The 19,112-nt window shown below is 60.9% G+C and carries 12 protein-coding genes; 6 read left to right on the forward strand and 6 right to left on the reverse strand.

The features are described 5' to 3' along the window. Positions 1-13: 13 nt before the first annotated feature. The 4 genes from AC1RS8_RS08855 to AC1RS8_RS08870 all read left to right on the forward strand — a co-directional run bounded on the left by AC1RS8_RS08855 (position 14) and on the right by AC1RS8_RS08870 (position 4,551). Entirely contained in the window at positions 14-907 is an 894-nt protein-coding gene (locus tag AC1RS8_RS08855; RefSeq protein ID WP_223501416.1) for a glycine betaine ABC transporter substrate-binding protein, read from the forward strand. A gap of 12 nt (positions 908-919) precedes the next feature. Further along, complete coding sequence (locus AC1RS8_RS08860; RefSeq protein ID WP_057716456.1) at positions 920-1,573, forward strand: ABC transporter permease; 654 nt, start codon at positions 920-922, stop codon at positions 1,571-1,573. Next, on the forward strand, positions 1,570-2,727 hold the full coding sequence (locus AC1RS8_RS08865) for an osmoprotectant ABC transporter ATP-binding protein OsmV (protein ID WP_046043937.1): 1,158 nt from the start codon (positions 1,570-1,572) through the stop codon (positions 2,725-2,727). The genes AC1RS8_RS08860 and AC1RS8_RS08865 overlap by 4 nt, the downstream gene beginning before the upstream one ends. 660 nt (positions 2,728-3,387) lie before the next feature. After that, the gene (locus tag AC1RS8_RS08870) at positions 3,388-4,551 is read left to right on the forward strand and encodes a type III PLP-dependent enzyme (protein ID WP_056728269.1); all 1,164 of its coding nucleotides are present in this window, start codon (positions 3,388-3,390) and stop codon (positions 4,549-4,551) included. Between the two features lie 157 nt (positions 4,552-4,708). Here AC1RS8_RS08870 and AC1RS8_RS08875 read toward each other — a convergent pair whose 3' ends face one another. Continuing rightward, positions 4,709-5,440, reverse strand: coding sequence for a tetratricopeptide repeat protein (locus AC1RS8_RS08875; protein WP_489340600.1), 732 nt, complete (start codon positions 5,438-5,440; stop codon positions 4,709-4,711). A 30-nt stretch (positions 5,441-5,470) separates the two neighbouring features. After that, positions 5,471-6,151 (reverse strand): Fe2+-dependent dioxygenase, encoded by a 681-nt coding sequence (locus AC1RS8_RS08880; RefSeq protein WP_090453057.1) that lies wholly within the window; start codon positions 6,149-6,151, stop codon positions 5,471-5,473. A gap of 207 nt (positions 6,152-6,358) precedes the next feature. On the opposite strand from AC1RS8_RS08880, the gene AC1RS8_RS08885 reads away from it, so the two are divergent. Next, entirely contained in the window at positions 6,359-8,683 is a 2,325-nt protein-coding gene (locus tag AC1RS8_RS08885; RefSeq protein WP_349733727.1) for a TonB-dependent receptor, read from the forward strand. Positions 8,684-8,938: 255 nt separating this feature from the next. After that, entirely contained in the window at positions 8,939-11,467 is a 2,529-nt protein-coding gene (locus AC1RS8_RS08890; RefSeq protein ID WP_223502901.1) for a PepSY domain-containing protein, read from the forward strand. Between the two features lie 128 nt (positions 11,468-11,595). On the opposite strand, the gene AC1RS8_RS08895 is transcribed toward AC1RS8_RS08890, so the two are convergent. From AC1RS8_RS08895 to ptsP, 4 genes are all read right to left on the reverse strand, one after another. Continuing rightward, the gene (locus AC1RS8_RS08895; RefSeq protein ID WP_489339744.1) at positions 11,596-13,137 is read right to left on the reverse strand and encodes an alkaline phosphatase D family protein; all 1,542 of its coding nucleotides are present in this window, start codon (positions 13,135-13,137) and stop codon (positions 11,596-11,598) included. Positions 13,138-13,320: 183 nt separating this feature from the next. Continuing rightward, positions 13,321-15,060: a PTS fructose-like transporter subunit IIB gene (locus AC1RS8_RS08900; protein WP_489339743.1), complete on the reverse strand. Its 1,740-nt coding sequence runs from the start codon at positions 15,058-15,060 to the stop codon at positions 13,321-13,323. 11 nt (positions 15,061-15,071) lie between these two features. Continuing rightward, a complete protein-coding gene (gene pfkB, locus AC1RS8_RS08905) occupies positions 15,072-16,013 on the reverse strand; it encodes a 1-phosphofructokinase (protein WP_489339742.1) in 942 nt (313 codons plus the stop codon). Next, positions 16,013-18,874: a phosphoenolpyruvate--protein phosphotransferase gene (gene ptsP / locus AC1RS8_RS08910; protein WP_493162502.1), complete on the reverse strand. Its 2,862-nt coding sequence runs from the start codon at positions 18,872-18,874 to the stop codon at positions 16,013-16,015. The genes pfkB and ptsP overlap by 1 nt, the downstream gene beginning before the upstream one ends. Positions 18,875-19,112 lie beyond the last annotated feature (238 nt).

Genomic DNA, 19,112 nt, shown 5'->3' on the forward strand with positions numbered 1-19,112 from the left:
CAAAGGAATCGTCATGAAAACTTCAAGCTTTTTACTAGGCTGCGTCCTGCTGTTCGCAGGATTTGCCCAAGCCACGGAAAAACCGTTGATCCGCATCGGTGCCCGGGTGTTCACCGAACAGACCCTGCTGGCGGAAATCACCTCGCAGTACCTGCGCACCAAGGGTTACGAGGTGCAGGTGACCGGCGGCCTGGGCAGCAATCTGGCCCGCAGCGCCCATGAAAGTGGTCAACTGGACATGCTCTGGGAATACACCGGCGTTTCGCTGGTGGCCTACAACCATGTCACTGAAAAATTCGACAGCGAACAGTCCTACGCACGAGTAAAAGAACTCGACGCGAAAAAAGGCCTGGTCTGGCTGACACCGTCGAAATTCAGCAACACCTATGCCCTGGCACTGCCGAAAAACGTTGCTGACCAATACCCGCAGATCAACACCATCAGCGAGCTGAACTCGGTGCTGCGCAAGGAAGCCGAGACCAACAATCTGGTGGCGCTGGATACCGAGTTCGCCAACCGCTCGGACGGTCTTGATGGCATGGTCAAGCTCTACGACATGAACCTGACCCGCAAGAACATCCGGCAGATGGACGCCGGTCTGGTTTATACCGCCCTGCGCAACGGCCAGGTGTTTGCCGGTCTAGTCTACACCACCGACGGTCGCCTCAACGCCTTCAAGCTGAAGCTGCTGGAAGACGACAAGCATTACTTCCCCGACTACACCGCTGCACCGGTGGTGCGTCAGGCCTACCTCGATGCGCATCCGCAACTGGCCGAACAACTCAAGCCTCTGGCTGAGCTGTTCGACGACAACACCATGCGCGAGCTCAATGCGCGGGTCGATGTCGATCACCAAAGTCCTTCGTCCGTTGCCGCAGATTTCCTGCGCCAGCATCCAATCAAATAGGGAGGAAAAGCCATGGAATTTCTCAACGCCTTTTCCCACCTCGACTGGCAGCAGGTGATACAGCTGACCGGCCAACACATCACCCTGGTCGGCATCGCCGTGACCCTGGCGATTGTGGTTGGCGTGCCGTTGGGCATCCTGATGACACGCTTCCCGAGCCTCGCCGGGCCGTTGCAAGCCAGCGCCACGGTGCTCCTGACCGTGCCGTCGATTGCCCTGTTTGGCCTGCTGCTGCCGTTCTACTCCAAGTTCGGCCAGGGCCTGGGCCCGATGCCAGCCATCACCGCGGTGTTTCTGTATTCGCTGCTGCCGATCATGCGTAACACCTACCTGGCCCTGACCAACGTCGAACCGGGCATCCGTGAAGCCGCGCGCGGCATCGGCATGACCTTCGGTCAGCGCCTGCGCATGGTCGAATTACCCATCGCCGTGCCGGTGATCCTCGCTGGTGTGCGCACTGCCGTGGTCATGAACATCGGCGTCATGACCATCGCCGCGACCATCGGCGCCGGTGGCCTGGGCGTACTCATCCTCGCTGCCATCAGCCGCAGCGACATGTCGATGCTGATTGTCGGCGCTGTACTGGTCAGTGTGCTGGCGATCATCGCCGACCTGATCCTGCAAGTGCTGCAACGTTCGCTGACTCCAAAAGGACTGCTCAAATGATCGAACTTCAAAACCTCAGCAAGACCTTCCAAAGCAACGGCAAAGATGTGAAAGCCGTGGACTCGGTGAGCCTGACCGTCAATGAAGGCGAAATCTGCGTGTTCCTCGGGCCATCGGGTTGCGGCAAAAGCACCACGCTGAAAATGATCAACCGCCTGATCAAACCGACCTCGGGTAAGATCCTGATCAACGGTGAAGACACCACGGGCCTCGACGAAGTGACGCTGCGCCGCAACATCGGCTACGTCATCCAGCAAATCGGTTTGTTCCCGAACATGACCATCGAGGAGAACATCGTCGTGGTGCCGAAACTGCTCGGCTGGGACAAGCAGAAATGCCACGACCGCGCGCGCGAGTTGATGAGCATGATCAAGCTCGAACCCAAGCAATATCTGCATCGCTATCCCCGCGAATTGTCCGGTGGCCAGCAACAGCGGATCGGCGTGATTCGCGCACTGGCCGCCGATGCACCACTGCTATTAATGGACGAGCCGTTCGGGGCAGTCGACCCGATCAACCGCGAGATGATCCAGAACGAGTTCTTCGAAATGCAGCGGGCGCTGAACAAGACCGTGATCATGGTCAGCCACGACATCGACGAGGCGATCAAGCTCGGCGACAAGATCGCGATTTTCCGCGCCGGCAAGCTGCTGCAGATCGATCACCCGGACACTTTGCTCGCGCATCCGGCGGATGAGTTTGTCAGCAACTTCGTCGGCCAGGACAGCACTCTGAAACGCCTGCTGCTGGTGAAAGCCGAAGATGCGGCGGACAACGCGCCTTCCGTCAGCCCGCATACCCCGGTGGCCGAAGCGCTGGAGTTGATGGACGAGCATGACCGACGCTATGTGGTGGTCACTTGTGCCGAGAATAAAGCCCTGGGTTATGTACGACGTCGCGACTTGCACCGTCAGACCGGCACCTGCGCGCAGTACCAACGCGAGTTCAACGCCACGGCGGCGTACGACGAACATTTGCGCATCCTGCTGTCGCGCATGTACGAGTTCAATCGGGCGTGGTTGCCGGTGATGGATGCCGAGCGGGTGTTCCTTGGCGAGGTCACGCAGGAGTCGATTGCGGCGTACCTGAGTTCCGGACGTTCGCGGGGGATGAAGACCAATATCGTCTCGCCAGCTGAGGCAGTGGTCGCCTGACAGCTCACATTAACCGGTAAAAATACAAAACCTGTGGGAGCGAGCTTGCTCGCGATGGCGTCATTTCAGACAACTACGATGCTGGCTGTGAAAATGTCATCGCGAGCAAGCTCGCTCCCACAGGTTCTATGCGATTTTCCAGTGATTCGCAGGCCGGAAAAAAATATCAACAGTAGCGTCTGTAAAAGCTATCCGAAAACACGCTCCTGAATAGTCAAATCCCCTCTCAGCCCACCTTTTCGCAGCCAACTTCGCCGATGTTGACGCTATCGTAGTTACTAGCGACTTTGCACACAAAAGCGTCGAACGTGCAGGTATTTTTAACACTCCATAAATCCTAGGGAACATCCGACTGTCATCTGTGTCGGTTACAAAGAGTGATGCCTGCAACGCGCGTCAGAAGAGTGCAAAAACGCGACATTTTTTGTTGATCTCAAGCCCCTCACGCCCTAAAGTTCGCGCCGAACGTCCATGCTGGAAACGATCCATCCGGCTCAAGTACTGACGACGAGACAGCAAGGCCAAGGGAAAGCTGCACTTCCCATGGCCTTTTTGCTTTCGGCGACATGCCTTGGGAAGTAGGCGAACCAAAGTGGGGATACGGAGGACGTTCATTTGCACCCATTGATTAACAACGTTTGCCTTTAGGAGCTCCCAGGTATGTCGATCCAGGTCGAAGACTATTTCGCGCGTGAAACCTTTCAGAAAATGAAGGCGTTCGCCGACAAACAGGAAACCCCGTTCGTGGTGATCGACACCGCGATGATCAGCCAGGCCTATGACGACCTGCGCGCCGGTTTCGAATTTGCCAAGGTCTACTACGCGGTCAAGGCCAACCCGGCCGTCGAGATCATCGACCTGCTCAAAGAGAAAGGCTCGAGCTTCGACATCGCCTCGATCTACGAGCTGGACAAAGTGCTTGGTCGCGGCGTCAGCGCTGACCAGATCAGCTACGGCAACACCATCAAGAAATCCAAGGACATCCGCTACTTCTACGAGAAGGGCGTGCGCCTGTTCGCCACCGACTCCGAAGCCGACCTGCGCAACATCGCCAAGGCCGCACCAGGCTCGAAAGTCTACGTGCGTATCCTGACCGAAGGCTCGACCACCGCCGACTGGCCGTTGTCGCGCAAATTCGGCTGCCAGACCGACATGGCCATGGACCTGCTGATCCTCGCCCGCGACCTGGGCCTGGTGCCTTACGGCATCTCGTTCCACGTCGGCTCGCAGCAGCGCGACATCAGCGTCTGGGACGCGGCGATCGCCAAGGTCAAAGTGATCTTCGAACGCCTGAAGGAAGAAGACGGCATCCACCTGAAGCTGATCAACATGGGTGGCGGCTTCCCGGCCAACTACATCACCCGCACCAACAGCCTGGAAACCTACGCCGAGGAAATCATCCGCTTCCTGAAGGAAGACTTCGGTGATGACTTGCCGGAAATCATCCTGGAGCCAGGCCGCTCGCTGATCGCCAACGCCGGCATCCTGGTCAGCGAAGTGGTACTGGTTGCACGTAAATCCCGTACCGCGGTAGAGCGTTGGGTGTACACGGATGTGGGCAAGTTCTCCGGCCTGATCGAAACCATGGACGAAGCCATCAAGTTCCCGATCTGGACCGAGAAGAAAGGCGAAATGGAAGAAGTGGTCATCGCCGGTCCAACCTGCGACAGCGCCGACATCATGTACGAAAACTACAAGTACGGCCTGCCGCTGAACCTGGCCATCGGTGATCGCCTGTACTGGCTGTCGACCGGTGCGTACACCACCAGCTACAGCGCCGTCGAGTTCAATGGCTTCCCGCCGCTGAAGTCGTTCTACGTGTAAATACTGCGTAGAAAACAAAAAGCCCATGACCTGTCATGGGCTTTTTCATTTACGCCACCCTCTGTGGGAGCGAGCTTGCTCGCGATGGCGATAGCTCAATCAACATTGATGCTGAATGTCATGACGTCATCGCGAGCAAGCTCGCTCCCACAAAGGCTCAAGAGACTGGGGTTAATTCTTCGGCACGATGATGGAATTCGTGGGCCAGTGCCTGGATCCTCGGATCGACCGCGCCCATCAGCGCCTGACTCGCCACTCGCAGAAAATTCAGGTTGCCACCGGCCAACGCCTTGCGCAGCCAGACCAACGCATCCTCGATATTCCCTTCGTCGGTCAAGACCGCAGCAAAGCTGAACTGCCCGCGAAAATCCCCGCCCTCGGCCGAACGTCGATACCAGCTACGAGCTGCTGCCGGATTCACAGGACAGACCCGCCCTTCTTCCAGATACCGCCCCAACAGATTCATCGATTTTGCATGGCCCAACTCAGCCGCACGGCGATAGAGACTCAGTGCCTGAAGCTGATCCTCAACCACCCCGCGACCGGTCGCCAGCAGATTGGCGTAGTTGTACATCGCCCAATCCAGCCCTGCAGTGGCGGCAAGTCGGTAATGCCTGGCCGCTAGCGAGGCATCGGCAGCGCAGCCCCAACCATGCTCATGGCAACGACCGAGCATGTTGCGCGCCATGAGGTGCCCCTGGCGCGCTGCGATGCCGAACCAGCTCAGCGCCAGCGGTTGGTCCTGCGCGATCCCCTGGCCGTCGAGCAGAATCTGCCCGAGCAAGGCCTGGGCTTCGACCTCTCCTTCTCGTGCGGCAATCAGGATGGCTTGGGCAGCACGGGCCGGACTTTCGTCGAGCATCGCGCGCAGGCGCTCACCGTCGAGCATTTCCTCGCGGCGTAAACGAAAATCCGCCACTTACACCTCGACCCAGCGACGCAACAGGTTGTGATACGTCCCGGTCAGGCGGATCAGCGATGGATGATCGGGCACATCGCGGGTCAGTTGCTGGATTGCCCCGTCCATCTCGAACAACAGGGCGCGCTGGCTGTCTTCACGCACCAGGCTTTGCGTCCAGAAAAACGAGGCGAGCCGCGCTCCGCGTGTCACCGCATTGACCTTGTGCAGACTGGTGCCGGGATACAGCACCATGTCGCCGGCAGGCAGCTTCACCCGTTGGGTGCCGAAGGTGTCCTGGATCTCCAGCTCGCCGCCGTCGTAATCCTCCGGCTCGCTGAAGAACAGCGTGGCGGACAAATCCGTACGCACCCGCTCGATGCTGCCTTTTGGCTGACGTACCGCGTTGTCGATATGGAAGTCGAAACTGCCACCGGCGGTGTAACAGTTCACTAACGGAGGGAAGACTTTGTGCGGTAACGCTGCTGACATGAACAGCGGATTTTTCCACAGCCGCTCCAGCATCGCCGCGCCGATCTCCTTGGCCAGCGGGTGACCTTCCGGCAACTGCAAATTGTGTTTGGCCTTCGCCGACTGGTAGCCGGCGGTGATCTTGCCATCGGCCCAATCGGCTTGCTCCAGAGCCTCGCGAATGCGCTGCACCTCGTCTTTTTCAAACAGGCCGGGAATGTGCAGCAGCATGACAAAGGCACCTGAAACCAAAGGGATGCCAATGGTATTGATTCTTATTGCCTGTGTAAAACACATCTGACGAATGAGTCAGCAGAAACCGTAAGGGTAAATTGTAAAGAATGTAAATTCAGTGCGAATAGTAATGTTTCGCAATTGATACGAATACGTGTTTACCCTATATTCCGCGGCCTCAAATCCTTGGGGAGGGGAACTCAAATGTCGCGTCAACAACCACAAGTACCGGTCAGTTCACCACGTCTGCTCGCATCGGCCATCGGCATGGCGATTACTGCCGGCTCTGCGGGCCACATGGTTTTCGCGGCGGAAAAAGCCGACGAAAAAGCACCGGGCAATGTGATTTCGCTGGGCGCCACCGCCATCACCGGCGAAGCTCAGGACGAGACGACCTACAACGTAGAGAAAGCTTCCTCGCCCAAGTACACCGCGCCGCTGGTGGACACACCGCGCTCGATCACCGTCATTCCGCAACAAGTGTTGAAAGACACGGGCGCCATGAACATGCAGGACGCCCTGCGCACCATTCCAGGCATTACCTTCGGTGCCGGTGAAGGCGGTAACCCACAGGGCGACCGTCCGTTCATTCGCGGCTTTGACGCCCAGGGCGATACCTACCTGGACGGCGTTCGCGATACCGGTTCCCAGAGCCGCGAGATCTTCGCCGTGGAATCGATCGAAGTCAGCAAAGGCCCGAACTCTGCCATCGGCGGTCGCGGCGCTGCAGGCGGCAGCATCAACCTGGTCAGCAAGAAAGCTCACCTGGGCAATTCGTTCGATGGTGGTTTCACCTGGGGCTCCGACCAGACCCAGCGCTACACCATGGACGGCAACTATCAGTTCACCGACACTGCCGCTGGCCGTCTGAACCTGATGAGCCATGAGAGCAACGTCGCCGGACGTGACAGCGTCGACTACGACCGCTGGGGTGTCGCACCGTCCCTGGCTTTCGGCCTGGGTACAGACACCCGCGTCAACCTCGACTACTACCACCTCGAAAGCAACGACACGCCGGATTCGGGCATTCCGTACTCGATCCCGACCACTCTCGCGGCTGGACGCACCAAGTCCAATCCGGACAAGCCGAATGACGGCGGCGACAGCAGCAATTTCTATGGTCTGACCGACCGCGACTTCCGCAAGACCCGCACCGACACCGCGACCTTCGCCATCGAGCACGACCTGAGCGACTCGCTGACCATCAAGAACACCCTGCGTCACGGCACCAGCATGCAGGATTACATCCTGACCCAGCCGGACGACAGTAAAGGCAACGTCAACAACGGCAGCGTCTGGCGCCGGGCGAACACCCGCGTGAGCAACACCGAGACCACCACCAACCAGACCGACCTGTTTGGTGATATCTACATCGCCGGGTTCAAGAACAGCTTCTCCACCGGTGTCGAATACACCCACGAGGAAAGTGAAAAATCCTCGTACAACGTCAACACGGACACCACCCCGGGAACGGCAGCGGTAACCAACAACTGCTCGCCGGCACTGATCGGCGCGCCAAGCGGTTACAACTGCACCTCGCTGTCCAACCCGACGCCGAATGATCCGTGGAGCGGTGCCATCTCCCGCAACTACGCGGGCACCGATACCAAGGCCAACACCTACGCACTGTATGTATTCGACACCCTGACGTTGTCCGAGCAGTGGCTGGTGAACATGGGCCTGCGCTACGACCATTTCGACACCGACTACAAAACCTTCAACGGTTCCAGCGTGACCACGTCCAAGGGCGATGACACCAGCGAGTTCGTTACCGGTCAGTTCGGTGTGGTGTACAAACCAGCGGAAAACGGCAGCATCTATGCCTCCTATGCGACGTCTGCCACTCCACCGGGCAACACCCTCGGCGATGGCGCGGAAGGCAACCCGTTGGGTGGCACGCCGGATCGCAACGGCAACCTGCTCAAAAGCGACATGGAGCCGGAAACCACCAAGAACTACGAAATCGGTACCAAGTGGGATCTGCTGAACGATCGTTTGTCCCTGACTGCAGACATCTTCCGCACCGAGAAAGAAAACGCTCGTGTGCAAACCAACACCACTACGTTTGAAAACGTCGGCAAAACCCGCGTTCAAGGTATCGAACTGTCGGCCACCGGCAAGCTCACCGACAAATGGCAGGTCTTCGCCGGTTACGCCTACATGGACAGCGAGCAAGTCGATGGCGGCGACATGCCAGCAAACAAAGCCAACAACGGCAACGAACTGCCTAACACGCCGAAAAACAGCGCCAGCCTGTGGACGACCTATCAGGTCACGCCAAGGCTGACCATCGGTGGCGGTGCGTTCTATGTCGATGACGTGTTCGGCAGTGCCGCCAACACCACCATGGTCGATTCCTACGTTCGTTACGACGCAATGGCGGCCTACAAGCTGACCAAGAACGTCGACCTGCAACTGAACGTACAGAACCTGACCGACGAAACCTACTACGACAAGGCGTTCTCGACTCACTTCGCCAACCAGGCGGCCGGTCGTACCGCCTTGCTGAGCACCAACTTCCACTTCTGATTGCCACTCACACTGCAATCCTTGTGGGAGCGAGCTTGCTCGCGATGACGTCGCCACATTCAACATTTATGTTGGCCGACACACCGCTATCGCGAGCAAGCTCGCTCCCACAGGAGAGGGTGAATGCTGAAATCAGACCCGGCCCCGTTCATCCACATGAACGGGGCCTTTGTGCGTAAAAAAGAATGCTTCTCGACAACCCCACGGCATAATGCGCGCCGTGATGAATCAACTTGAACGAACAAGGCGAGCGACGTGTTGAAGAAAACCCTGTTCCAGTTGCACTGGTTTTTCGGCATCAGCGCCGGGCTGGTCCTGGCCCTGATGGGCATCACCGGGGCGGCGGTGTCGTTTCAGGATGAAATCCTGAGCACACTCAATCCTTCTGTGTTGCAGGTCGAGAAACAGGTCGCCGGTGTGCTGCCGCCCGTCGAACTGGTGGAGCGAATCGAAGCCGCATCGGGCAAAAAAGTCTCGATGCTCACGGTGGAAACCGACAGCGGCAGCGCCGCCAAAGTGTGGTTCACCCCGCCGCCGGGTGAACGCCGTGGCGAGATGCGCTACTTCGACCCGTACACCGCCGAATTCCTCGGCGACGCCACCGGCCAGGGCTTTTTCGGCCTGATGCTGCAACTGCACCGTTTCCTCGCCATGGGCGACACGGGGCGGCAGATCACCGGCGCGTGCACGCTGATCCTGGTGTTCTTCTGCCTGTCCGGCCTGTACCTGCGCTGGCCTCGCCAGTGGAAAAGCTGGCGGACCTGGCTGACCCTGGACTGGAAGAAAAAGGGCCGCAGCTTCAACTGGGACCTGCACTCGGTGGCCGGCACCTGGTGCCTGGTGTTTTACCTCCTGGCGGCGCTGACCGGGTTGTCCTGGTCCTACGAGTGGTACAACAAAGGCCTGACCCGGTTGCTCTCCGACTCACCACAGAGCGAACGCGTGCGCGGCGGACGCGGCCCTGCGCCAAGCGGTCCGGCACCGACGGCCGATTACGCGGCGATGTGGAGCAGCATCTACAGTGCGGCCGGCCCGCAGCTGAGCTCCTATAACGTGCGCATGCCGCCCGTGGCCGGCCAACCGGCGACCGTTTACTTCCTGCTGAAAACTTCGCCTCACGACCGCGCCCTGAACCAGATCACCCTCGACCCGGCCACCGGCGTGGTCAAACGGGTTGATCGCTACAGCGACAAGAGCCTCAAGGCGCAACTGCTGACCAGCATCTATGCGCTGCACGTCGGTAGTTACTTCGGCATCGTCGGGCGCATTATCCTGACCATCGCCTCGCTGACCATGCCGCTGTTCTTCATCACCGGCTGGATGCTGTACTTGGATCGTCGGCGCAAAAAGCGCCAGATCAAGGATGCACGCAAAGATCTCGTGCAAACCGCCAGCGACGCGCCGGCGTGGCTGATCGGCTTCGCCAGCCAAAGTGGTTTTGCCGAACAGCTGGCATGGCAAACCGCCGGGCAATTACAGGCCGCAGGCTTGCCGGTCAAAGTGCAGCCATTGGCGGACGTCAGCGAACAGGACTTGCATGAATCGAACAATGCCTTGTTCGTCGTCAGCACCTTCGGCGACGGCGAAGCACCGGACAGCGCCCGCAGTTTCGAGCGCAAGGTACTGGGCCGGACACCGAGCCTGGGACGCCTGAATTACGCCGTCCTGGGGTTGGGCGACCGGCAGTATCAACACTTCTGCGGTTTCGCCAAACGCCTGCACGCCTGGTTGGGCGAACAGGGCGCAAAGACCCTGTTCGCCCCGGTGGAGGTCGACAGCGGTGACCCTTACGCCTTGCGCCACTGGCAACAGCAACTGGGCCTGTTGACCGGCCAGGCCCCCGTGGATACCTGGCAAGCGCCCAGCTACGACAACTGGACCCTGCTGCATCGTGAACTGCTCAATCCGGACAGCAGTGGCTCGCCGGTGTACTTGTTGGGCCTCAAGCCTCCTTCCACCAGCAGCTGGCTGGCGGGCGACCTGGTGGAAGTGATGCCGCGCAATTGCCCGTGGGCCATCGAGCACTTCCTCGACGGCATGGGGATTCACGGTGAAACCAAGGTGCAACTCAACGGCCTTGAAGAAACCCTCGAACAGGCCCTGGCCAGCCGCCAGTTGCCGGAGAACCGCGCCCACCTGGTCGGCCTGCACGCCCAAGCGTTGGCAGAGGCCCTCGTGCCGCTGGCCATGCGCGAGTATTCCATTGCGTCGATCCCGGCCGATGGCGTACTGGAATTGATCGTGCGTCAGGAAGTGCATGCCGACGGCAACCTCGGTGTCGGTTCCGGCTGGCTGACCGAACACGCGCCGGTGGGCAGTTCCATCAGCCTGCGCGTGCGGCGCAACAGTGGTTTCCATCTGCCGGCCCAACCGGTGCCGATGATCCTGCTGGGCAATGGCACGGGCCTGGCCGGGTTGCGCAGCCTGCTCAAGGCCCGGATTGCCGATGGTCAGCAACGCCAGTGGCTGCTGTTTGGCGAGCGCCACCGCGAGCACGATTACCTGTGCCGAAAGGAGCTGGAGGAGTGGCTGATCAATGGTGATCTGGCACGCCTCGACCTGGCATTTTCCCGCGACCAGGCCGAAAAGATTTACGTACAGGATCGCCTGCGTGAATCGGCGGCCGAGCTCAAGAAGTGGCTGGCGGACGATGCGGTGATCTACATCTGCGGCAGCCTTCAAGGCATGGCTTCGGGCGTGGATCAGGTGCTCAACGAAGTGTTGGGTAGCGCCGAAGTGGAGCGCCTGATCGAACAGGGCCGCTACCGCCGCGACGTGTACTGATTCACTGAGTTCCCTGTGGGAGCGAGCTTGCTCGCGATTACGGTCTATCAGTCAACCAATGTGTTGAATGTAATACCGCCATCGCGAGCAAGCTCGCTCCCACAAGGGTTCATGTATCCATCTCCATCTCAAACCGGCTGCAGCTTTTTCTCAAATACAGACACCCCGTCCAGATCCCGCAACACCACGCTCAACTCCCCGCTCTGCCCATCGATGTTCACCTCGCCAAAAAACTGAAACCCGGCAAACGGCGAGACGTTCTGCGCGGGCGGCGCCTTCTCGAACACCACTTCAGGACCAAAGGTTTTATCCAGCGAGTTCGGTCCAAAGCTACCGGCATTCAGCGGTCCGGCGACGAACTCCCAGAACGGTTCGAAATCCTGAAACGCCGCCCGATCCGGATGGTAATGATGGGCCGCGCAGTAATGCACATCCGCGGTGAGGAACAGGAAATTGCGCACCTCTTGCGCCCGCAGAAAGCCGAGCAATTCTGCGATTTCCAGTTCACGCCCCTGTGCCGGGCCGGGGTCACCGTTGGCCACGGCCTCCCAGCGCGCGACACCAGGGCTGATCTCGCCGTCGGGCACGCCGAGGCCAATGGGCATGTCTGCGGCGATCACTTTCCATTGCGCGTTCGAGGCCTGCATTTCGCGCTTGAGCCAGTCCAGTTGCTCACGCCCGAGGAAAGGTTTTTCAGCGCCCTGATTGTCATCGTTGGGCCCGCGATAACTGCGCATGTCCAGTACAAAAACATCGAGCAGCGGCCCGTAACCAAGCTTGCGATAGATCCGCCCGCCGCCATCGGCACTCTGCAAACGCATCGGCGCATATTCAAGCCAGGCCTGGCGTGCGCGGCCCACCAGACTGTGGATATCTTTGTCCTGGTAACGTGCATCCAGCTGCTTGCCCGGCGACCAGTTGTTCACCACTTCGTGGTCGTCCCACTGCCAGATCTGCGGGACCTCGGCATTGAAACGACGGATGTTTTCGTCCATCAGGTTGTAGCGGTAATTGCCGCGGTACTCATCGAGGGTCTCGGCGACTTTGCTCTTGGCTTCGGTGGTGATGTTGCGCCACACCCGGCCGCCTTCCGTGGTGAGCTGAGCCGGGATCGGGCCGTCGGCGTAAATGGTGTCGCCGCTGTGGATAAAAAAGTCTGGCAGACGCAGGCGCATTGCGTCGTAGATGCGCATGCCGCCAATGTCGGGGTTGATGCCGAAGCCCTGGCCGACGGTGTCGCCGCTCCAGACAAAACGGATGTCACGGCGGGCCTGCGGCACGCTGCGCAAGTGACCGAACCAGGGCTCGCTGGCAACGCCATTCCGGGCGTCTTCGAACTGCACGCGATAGAAGATCGCCTGGTCGACGGGCAACCCGGTGAGTTCGACCCGGGCGGTGAAATCGGTGCGCGCATCGACCAGGGGCGAGACGAATCGCCGTGGGTTGGGAAACAGACTGCGGGTGTCCCACTCCACCACCATCCGCGCGGGGCGGTCGCAGCGGCTCCAGATAACCGCACGGTCGCCCAGCAGGTCGCCGGACTGTACGCCGTCGGTGAGTTGCGGCCGATCCTTGACCGAAGCGATCACCGCCGGCGCCAGCCCCGGCAACAACAGCCCGGCGCCGACCGCTTGCATGACACGACGGCGCCCGAGGTTGAAATCGCTCATGGTGTTCTCCCTGGAAAAGGAAAAACTAAAGCATGACCCTATGACCCTGGCATGACACAAATCTTCCCAGCGCTGAAGATCCCTGTGGGAGCGAGCTTGCTCGCGATAGCGGACGTTCAGCCAACATACTTGTTGAGTGTGAATCCGTCATCGCGAGCAAGCTCGCTCCCACAGGGTCAGGTGTCAGGCGGTGACGGGCTCTACCGCCAACTCCACCACCTCCGGCCGTTTCACCAGCGCATACGCCACCGCCGTCAACAGACTCCCCGCCACAATCGCCAACAGGTAGAGCAGCGCATGGTTGATCGCATTCGGGATCGCCAGGACGAACAACCCACCATGGGGCGCCATCAATTTGCAGCCGAAATACATCGACAACGCACCCGTCAGCGCACCGCCGGCGATGCTCGCCGGAATCACCCGTAGCGGATCTTTTGCCGCAAAAGGAATCGCCCCTTCAGAGATAAAGCACAGCCCCAGCACCAGCGCTGCTTTGCCGGCCTCGCGCTCGGTCTGGGCGAACTTGCGTCGGGCAATGAACGTGGCGATGCCCAGGCCGATCGGCGGCACCATGCCGGCCGCCATGGTCACCGCCATCGGCGCGTAGCTCTGCGACGCCAGTAACCCCACCGAAAACGCATAGGCCGCCTTGTTGATCGGCCCGCCGAGGTCGACGCACATCATGCCGCCCAGCAACACACCGAGCAGAATCGCGTTGGTGGTGCCCATGCTGTCGAGAAAATTCGTGAGCCCGGCAAGCATCCCGGCGACCGGCTTGCCGACCACGTAGATCATCACCAGACCGGTGAACAGACTCGCCAGCAGCGGGATGATCAGGATCGGCTTGAGCGCCTCAAGACTTTGCGGCAATCGCGCATAACGGTTGATCGCCCTGGCCGCATAACCGGCAAGAAAGCCGGCAATGATCCCGCCGATGAAACCGGCGCCCAAGGTGCTCGCCAGCAGTCCGCCGATCATCCCCGGCGCGAGGCCCGGACGGTCGGCGATGGAATAGGCGATATAGCCTGCCAGCAGCGGCACCATCAGCTTGAACGCGCTGTCGCCACCGATCTGCATCAACGCCGCCGCCAGCGTGCCCTCCTCCTTGAACGCGGTGATGCCGAACACGAACGACAAGGCGATCATCAAGCCGCCGGCCACCACCATCGGCAACATGAAGGACACGCCGGTCAGCAAGTGTTTATAGACGCCCGTCTTCTCCTGTTTGGCCGTTGTTTTGGCAGCGCTCGATGCGCTTTCCTGTTGACCTTCGGCCAAGGCCTTTTTCAACGTCGCTTCGGCTTGCTTGAGGGCAATGCCGGTGCCGCAGCGATAGATTTTCTTGCCGGCGAAACGCTCGGTGGCGACTTCGATATCGGCCGCCAGCAGCACCACATCGGCCTCGGCAATCGCTTGCGCGCTCAATGGATTGCGCGCGCCGACCGAGCCCTGGGTTTCCACCTGCAGCTCATAGCCCAGGCGCTTGGCCGCTTGCTGCAAGGCTTCGGCGGCCATGAACGTGTGAGCGACACCCGTCGGGCACGCGGTAACGGCCACCAGTCGCGGCGCGTTCTGGACAACCGCCACAGGTTCGACGACGGCCTCTTCGGCGACGTAAACCTGAGCGTCCTGCGCTCCACGGCGCAGCACGGCTTCCACGTCCTGCAGGGCCTGGGCCGGGGTGCTCTGGAACACCCGCTTGCCGACAAAGCGCGACATTTCCACCGGCGCGCTGGTCACCAGCAGCACCCACTCAGCCGCCTCGAGGGTGGCCGCCGACAGTTGCTTTTCGGGATGCGCGGCATCGGTGACTTCGACACTGGTGCTCCAGCCCTGGCGCTGGGCCGCGGCATCGAGCAGCCGGGCACACAGCACACTGGTGACCATGCCGTTCGGGCAGGCCGTAACGATGGCTAACTTCATGACAATCCCTCTTATTGTTCTGTCAGGGGACGCACGCGCACACCCTGTTCGAGCTGCGCCAGTTGCGCTGCATCACCAATGCCGAATCCGATCTGGGTCACTGCCATCGCGGCAATCGCCGTGGCGGTGCGCAAGGTCTGCTCCGGCGTATCGGCACTGAGCAAACCGTGGAGCATCCCCGCCAGCAACGAATCACCCGCGCCCACCGTGCTGGCGACGTTGACCCTGGGTGGCGTGGCATGCAGCGCCGAGCCGACGCTGAACCAGTTCACGCCATCGACGCCATGGGAAATCACCACATGCTCGATGCCCTGGGCATGCAAACGCTCCGCCGCCAAGGCCTGGGCACTGACCGACACGACCTCGCAGCCCAGCACCTCGGCCAGCTCTTCAGTGTTGGGTTTGATCAGCCACGGCCCCGCTTTCAGCGCTGCGCGCAATGCCTCGCCGCTGGTGTCGAGGGCGACATTCAGCCCCAGGCTCTTCAAGCGCAAGATCAACGCCTGCAACCATTGCGCACTGACGCCCAACGGCAAGCTTCCGGCGACAACCACCGCATCGTGCCCCGGAGCAATCTGCTCCAGCCGATCCATCAAGGCCTGCTGCGCCGCCTCGCTGACCTGCGGCCCCGGCCCGTTGATGTCGGTGATGCGGCCGTCGCTTTCCGCCAGTTTGATATTGCTGCGGGTTTCGCCCGGAACACGGATGAAGGCATCGACAAAACCGCGTTTGGCGAACAATGTTTCGAACGCTTGCAGGTTGTCTTCGCCAAGAAAGCCACTGACGGTCAGTTGATGCCCGAGGTCCGCCAGCACCTGCGCCACGTTCACGCCTTTGCCGGCGGCGTGGGTGTGCATCACATCGCTGCGGTTGACCTGGCCGGCGTCAAGGCGCGGCAACTGGACGGTCAGGTCCAGCGCCGGGTTGAGGGTCAAGGTAAGAATCCGGGACATTACAAGTCCTCCACTAATGCGCGCACTTCATTGGCACTGCCCACGGCCAGCGCCTGTCGGGCAAGGGTTTGAGTCTGAGTGAAGCCCAGTTCGCGAATCCGCGCCTTGACCTCGGCAATGCTGCGCGCCCCGACGCTGAGCTCATCCACTCCGAGGCCGACCAGCACCGGCACCGCCAGCGGGTCGGCCGCCAGCTCGCCGCACACACCGACCCATTTACCGTGAGCATGGGCCGCACGCACGGTGATGTCGATCAGTTGCAGCACCGCCGGATGCAAGCCATCGGCCTGGGCCGACAGTGTCGGATGGCCACGGTCGATGGCCAGGGTGTACTGGGTCAGGTCGTTGGTGCCGACGCTGAAGAAATCGACTTCCTTGGCCAGGACCGGTGCCAGCAATGCCGCCGACGGCACTTCGATCATGATCCCCAGTTGCAGGTCGGCGACCGGGATTTCCTGGCGCAGGCGTTCGGTCATGTCACGGGCCTGGCGCCACTCGTCGACGCTGCCCACCATCGGGAACATGATCCGCAGCGGCCGGTTGTCGGCAGCCCGCAACAAGGCGCGCAGTTGCGCTTCCATGATCTGCGGACGCTGCAAGGTCAGGCGAATGCCGCGCACGCCGAGGAACGGGTTCTCTTCCTTCGCAATCGGCCAGTACGGCAGCGGTTTGTCGCCACCGACATCGAGGGTGCGCACCACCAGCGGCCGCCCGGCCAGACCGTCGAGGACGCGGCGGTACTCGACTTCCTGGGTCGCCTCGTCGGGCACTTGCGGGTGGGCCATGAAAATCAGTTCGGTGCGCAACAGGCCAATGCCTTCGGCGCCCTGCTCCACCGCACTGGTGACGCCGGCGCTTTCACCAATGTTGGCGAACACTTCGACGGCGTGGCCATCGATGGTCAATGCCGGTTGATGACGCAGTTCAGCAGCCGCCTTCAAGCGTTGCTCGCGGGTATCGCGTTCGGCCGTGGCGCGCTGCAAGGTCGCCGCGTCAGCGTCCACATGCAGACGACCACGCTGGCCATCGAGCAGCAAAGCCGTACCCGGTGCCAGCAGCAACACGCCGGGACCGGCGCCGACCAAGGCCGGAATACCCAGCGCCCGGGCAACAATCGCACTGTGCGCCGTAGCACCACCCCGAGCGGTGAGAATCCCCGCCACGCGAGCCGGGTCGAGACGGGCGACGTCGGACGGGCCGACCTCGTCCATCACCAGAATGTACGGTTGATCCGGTTCGCTCGGGGTTTCGATGCCGCTGAGTTGCATCAACACCCGACGCCCGATGTCGCGCAAGTCGGCCGCACGCTCGGCGAGCAAGGCATCCTGCAACGCTTCCTGCTGCCGAGTCGCCGCTTCAATCACGGCCATCCACGCCGCCTCGGCGCTTTCGCCCTGTTTGAGGCGCGTATCGACCTCATCGGTCAGTTCCGGGTCGTCGAGCATCTCTTGGTGGGTGATGAAGATTTCGCGAATGGCTTTGCTCTTGCTGCGCTCGATCAGGCCCTGGATATCACCGCGCACCTGCGCCAGGGCGTGCTGGAGGCGCTCGCGCTCGATGCCGGCGGACTCGCCGCGCAACGGGTAATCGATGGTTTGCAGCACCTGAATATGCGCCGGGCCGATGGCGATCCCCGGAGCGGCGGCAATCGCCTGAACCACGCTGCCAGATAACGGGGCGAGGACCACTTCGGCCATATCGGCAACGACTTCACGCGCCTGACTTACCGGCGGCAGCGGTTCGACTTCCTCCCCGAGGCCTTCTTCGATGGCGGCCAACAAGGCCGGCAACGCATCCGCCGCGATGCCCGGTTCGGCGATGATTTCCAGGACCTGTCCCCGACGGGCGCCGAGGCTGAGCAACTTGCTCAAGCTCTTTACCGACACCGCACTGTCATGGCCATCGACGATGCGTACGCGGATGTCACCTTCAAAACTCTTTGCCAGTTGCGCGAGGATTTTCGCCGGGCGCGCATGCAAACCGTGGGCGTTGGCCAATGCAATTCGTGCGCTGGGCCAGTCGGCAGGCACTTCACCACCGAGCACTTCGAGGACCTTGCGGCTGCTGGTGGCGCGCCCCAACTCATGGCCACGCCCTTCGATCAACAACGCGCACAGGCGTTCGAGCAGGGCTTGATGGGCCTCACCGAGGCTGGCCAGGCAGAACAGTCCAGTGAGTGGCTGGCCGAGATAACGCAGCGGTCTGTCCGGGGTGACGAAGGCCAGGCCCGGACGCTTCACCGTTTGCTCGCTGTGCAGCCACCACAGGCCATCGCCCAAGGGCAGCGCTTCAACCTGCTGCAGCACGGCGGAGAAACCGTTGCTCACGCAGTCGGCCTGCCGCAGCAAACGTGCACCACGCCAGACCAGCTCTTCGAAATCTTCGGCCGCCACACCGAGACCGATCATCTGTGCATCCAGCGCCAACTCCTGCGGCGCGCCTTGCAGCAACTTCAGCAAGGCTTCGGCGGAACCGGCGCGACGCAGGGCCTGGCCCAGGTCAGTCTCGCCGAGGGCGCGGGTGAGCAATTGCAACAGGCGCAGATGTTCATCGGATTTGGCGGCGATGCCGATCGCCAGGTAAACGATATGACCATCGCCCCAGTCCACGCCATCGGGGAACTGCATCAGGCGCACACCGGTGGTGAACACCAGGTCGCGGGTTTCGGGCGTACCGTGGGGGATGGCAATACCTTGACCGAGAAAGGTCGAGCCCTGAGCCTCCCGCGCCTGCAAGCCGGCGAGATAACCCTCGGCAACCAGGCCGTCGGCGACCAGATGCCCGGCCAGCAATTGCAGGGCTGCGGACTTATCCACAGCCGACTGGCCCATCGAAATCTGCTCTACAGTGAGCTCGAGCATGCTTTCTCCTTTTTGGCGCCTTGGGGCACCAGGTATTGTTTTGAATGAGTCAGCTTAGGCGCTTGGTCATCGCTTTTGGCGGTTTCACGGCAGAACCGGCCAAAGGCGCCTAAAACGTAGAAAATACGCTTGCTGAAACGTTTAATCTATATCGATTGGCACGTTACTCGAAATTGGCCCATCCTTGAAGTCCAACTTGTCGGATGCGTTGCGACAATGGTCGCCTGCCTTAATCGGT

The sequence above is a fragment of the Pseudomonas sp. GW821-FHT12A04 genome (assembly GCF_058807755.1).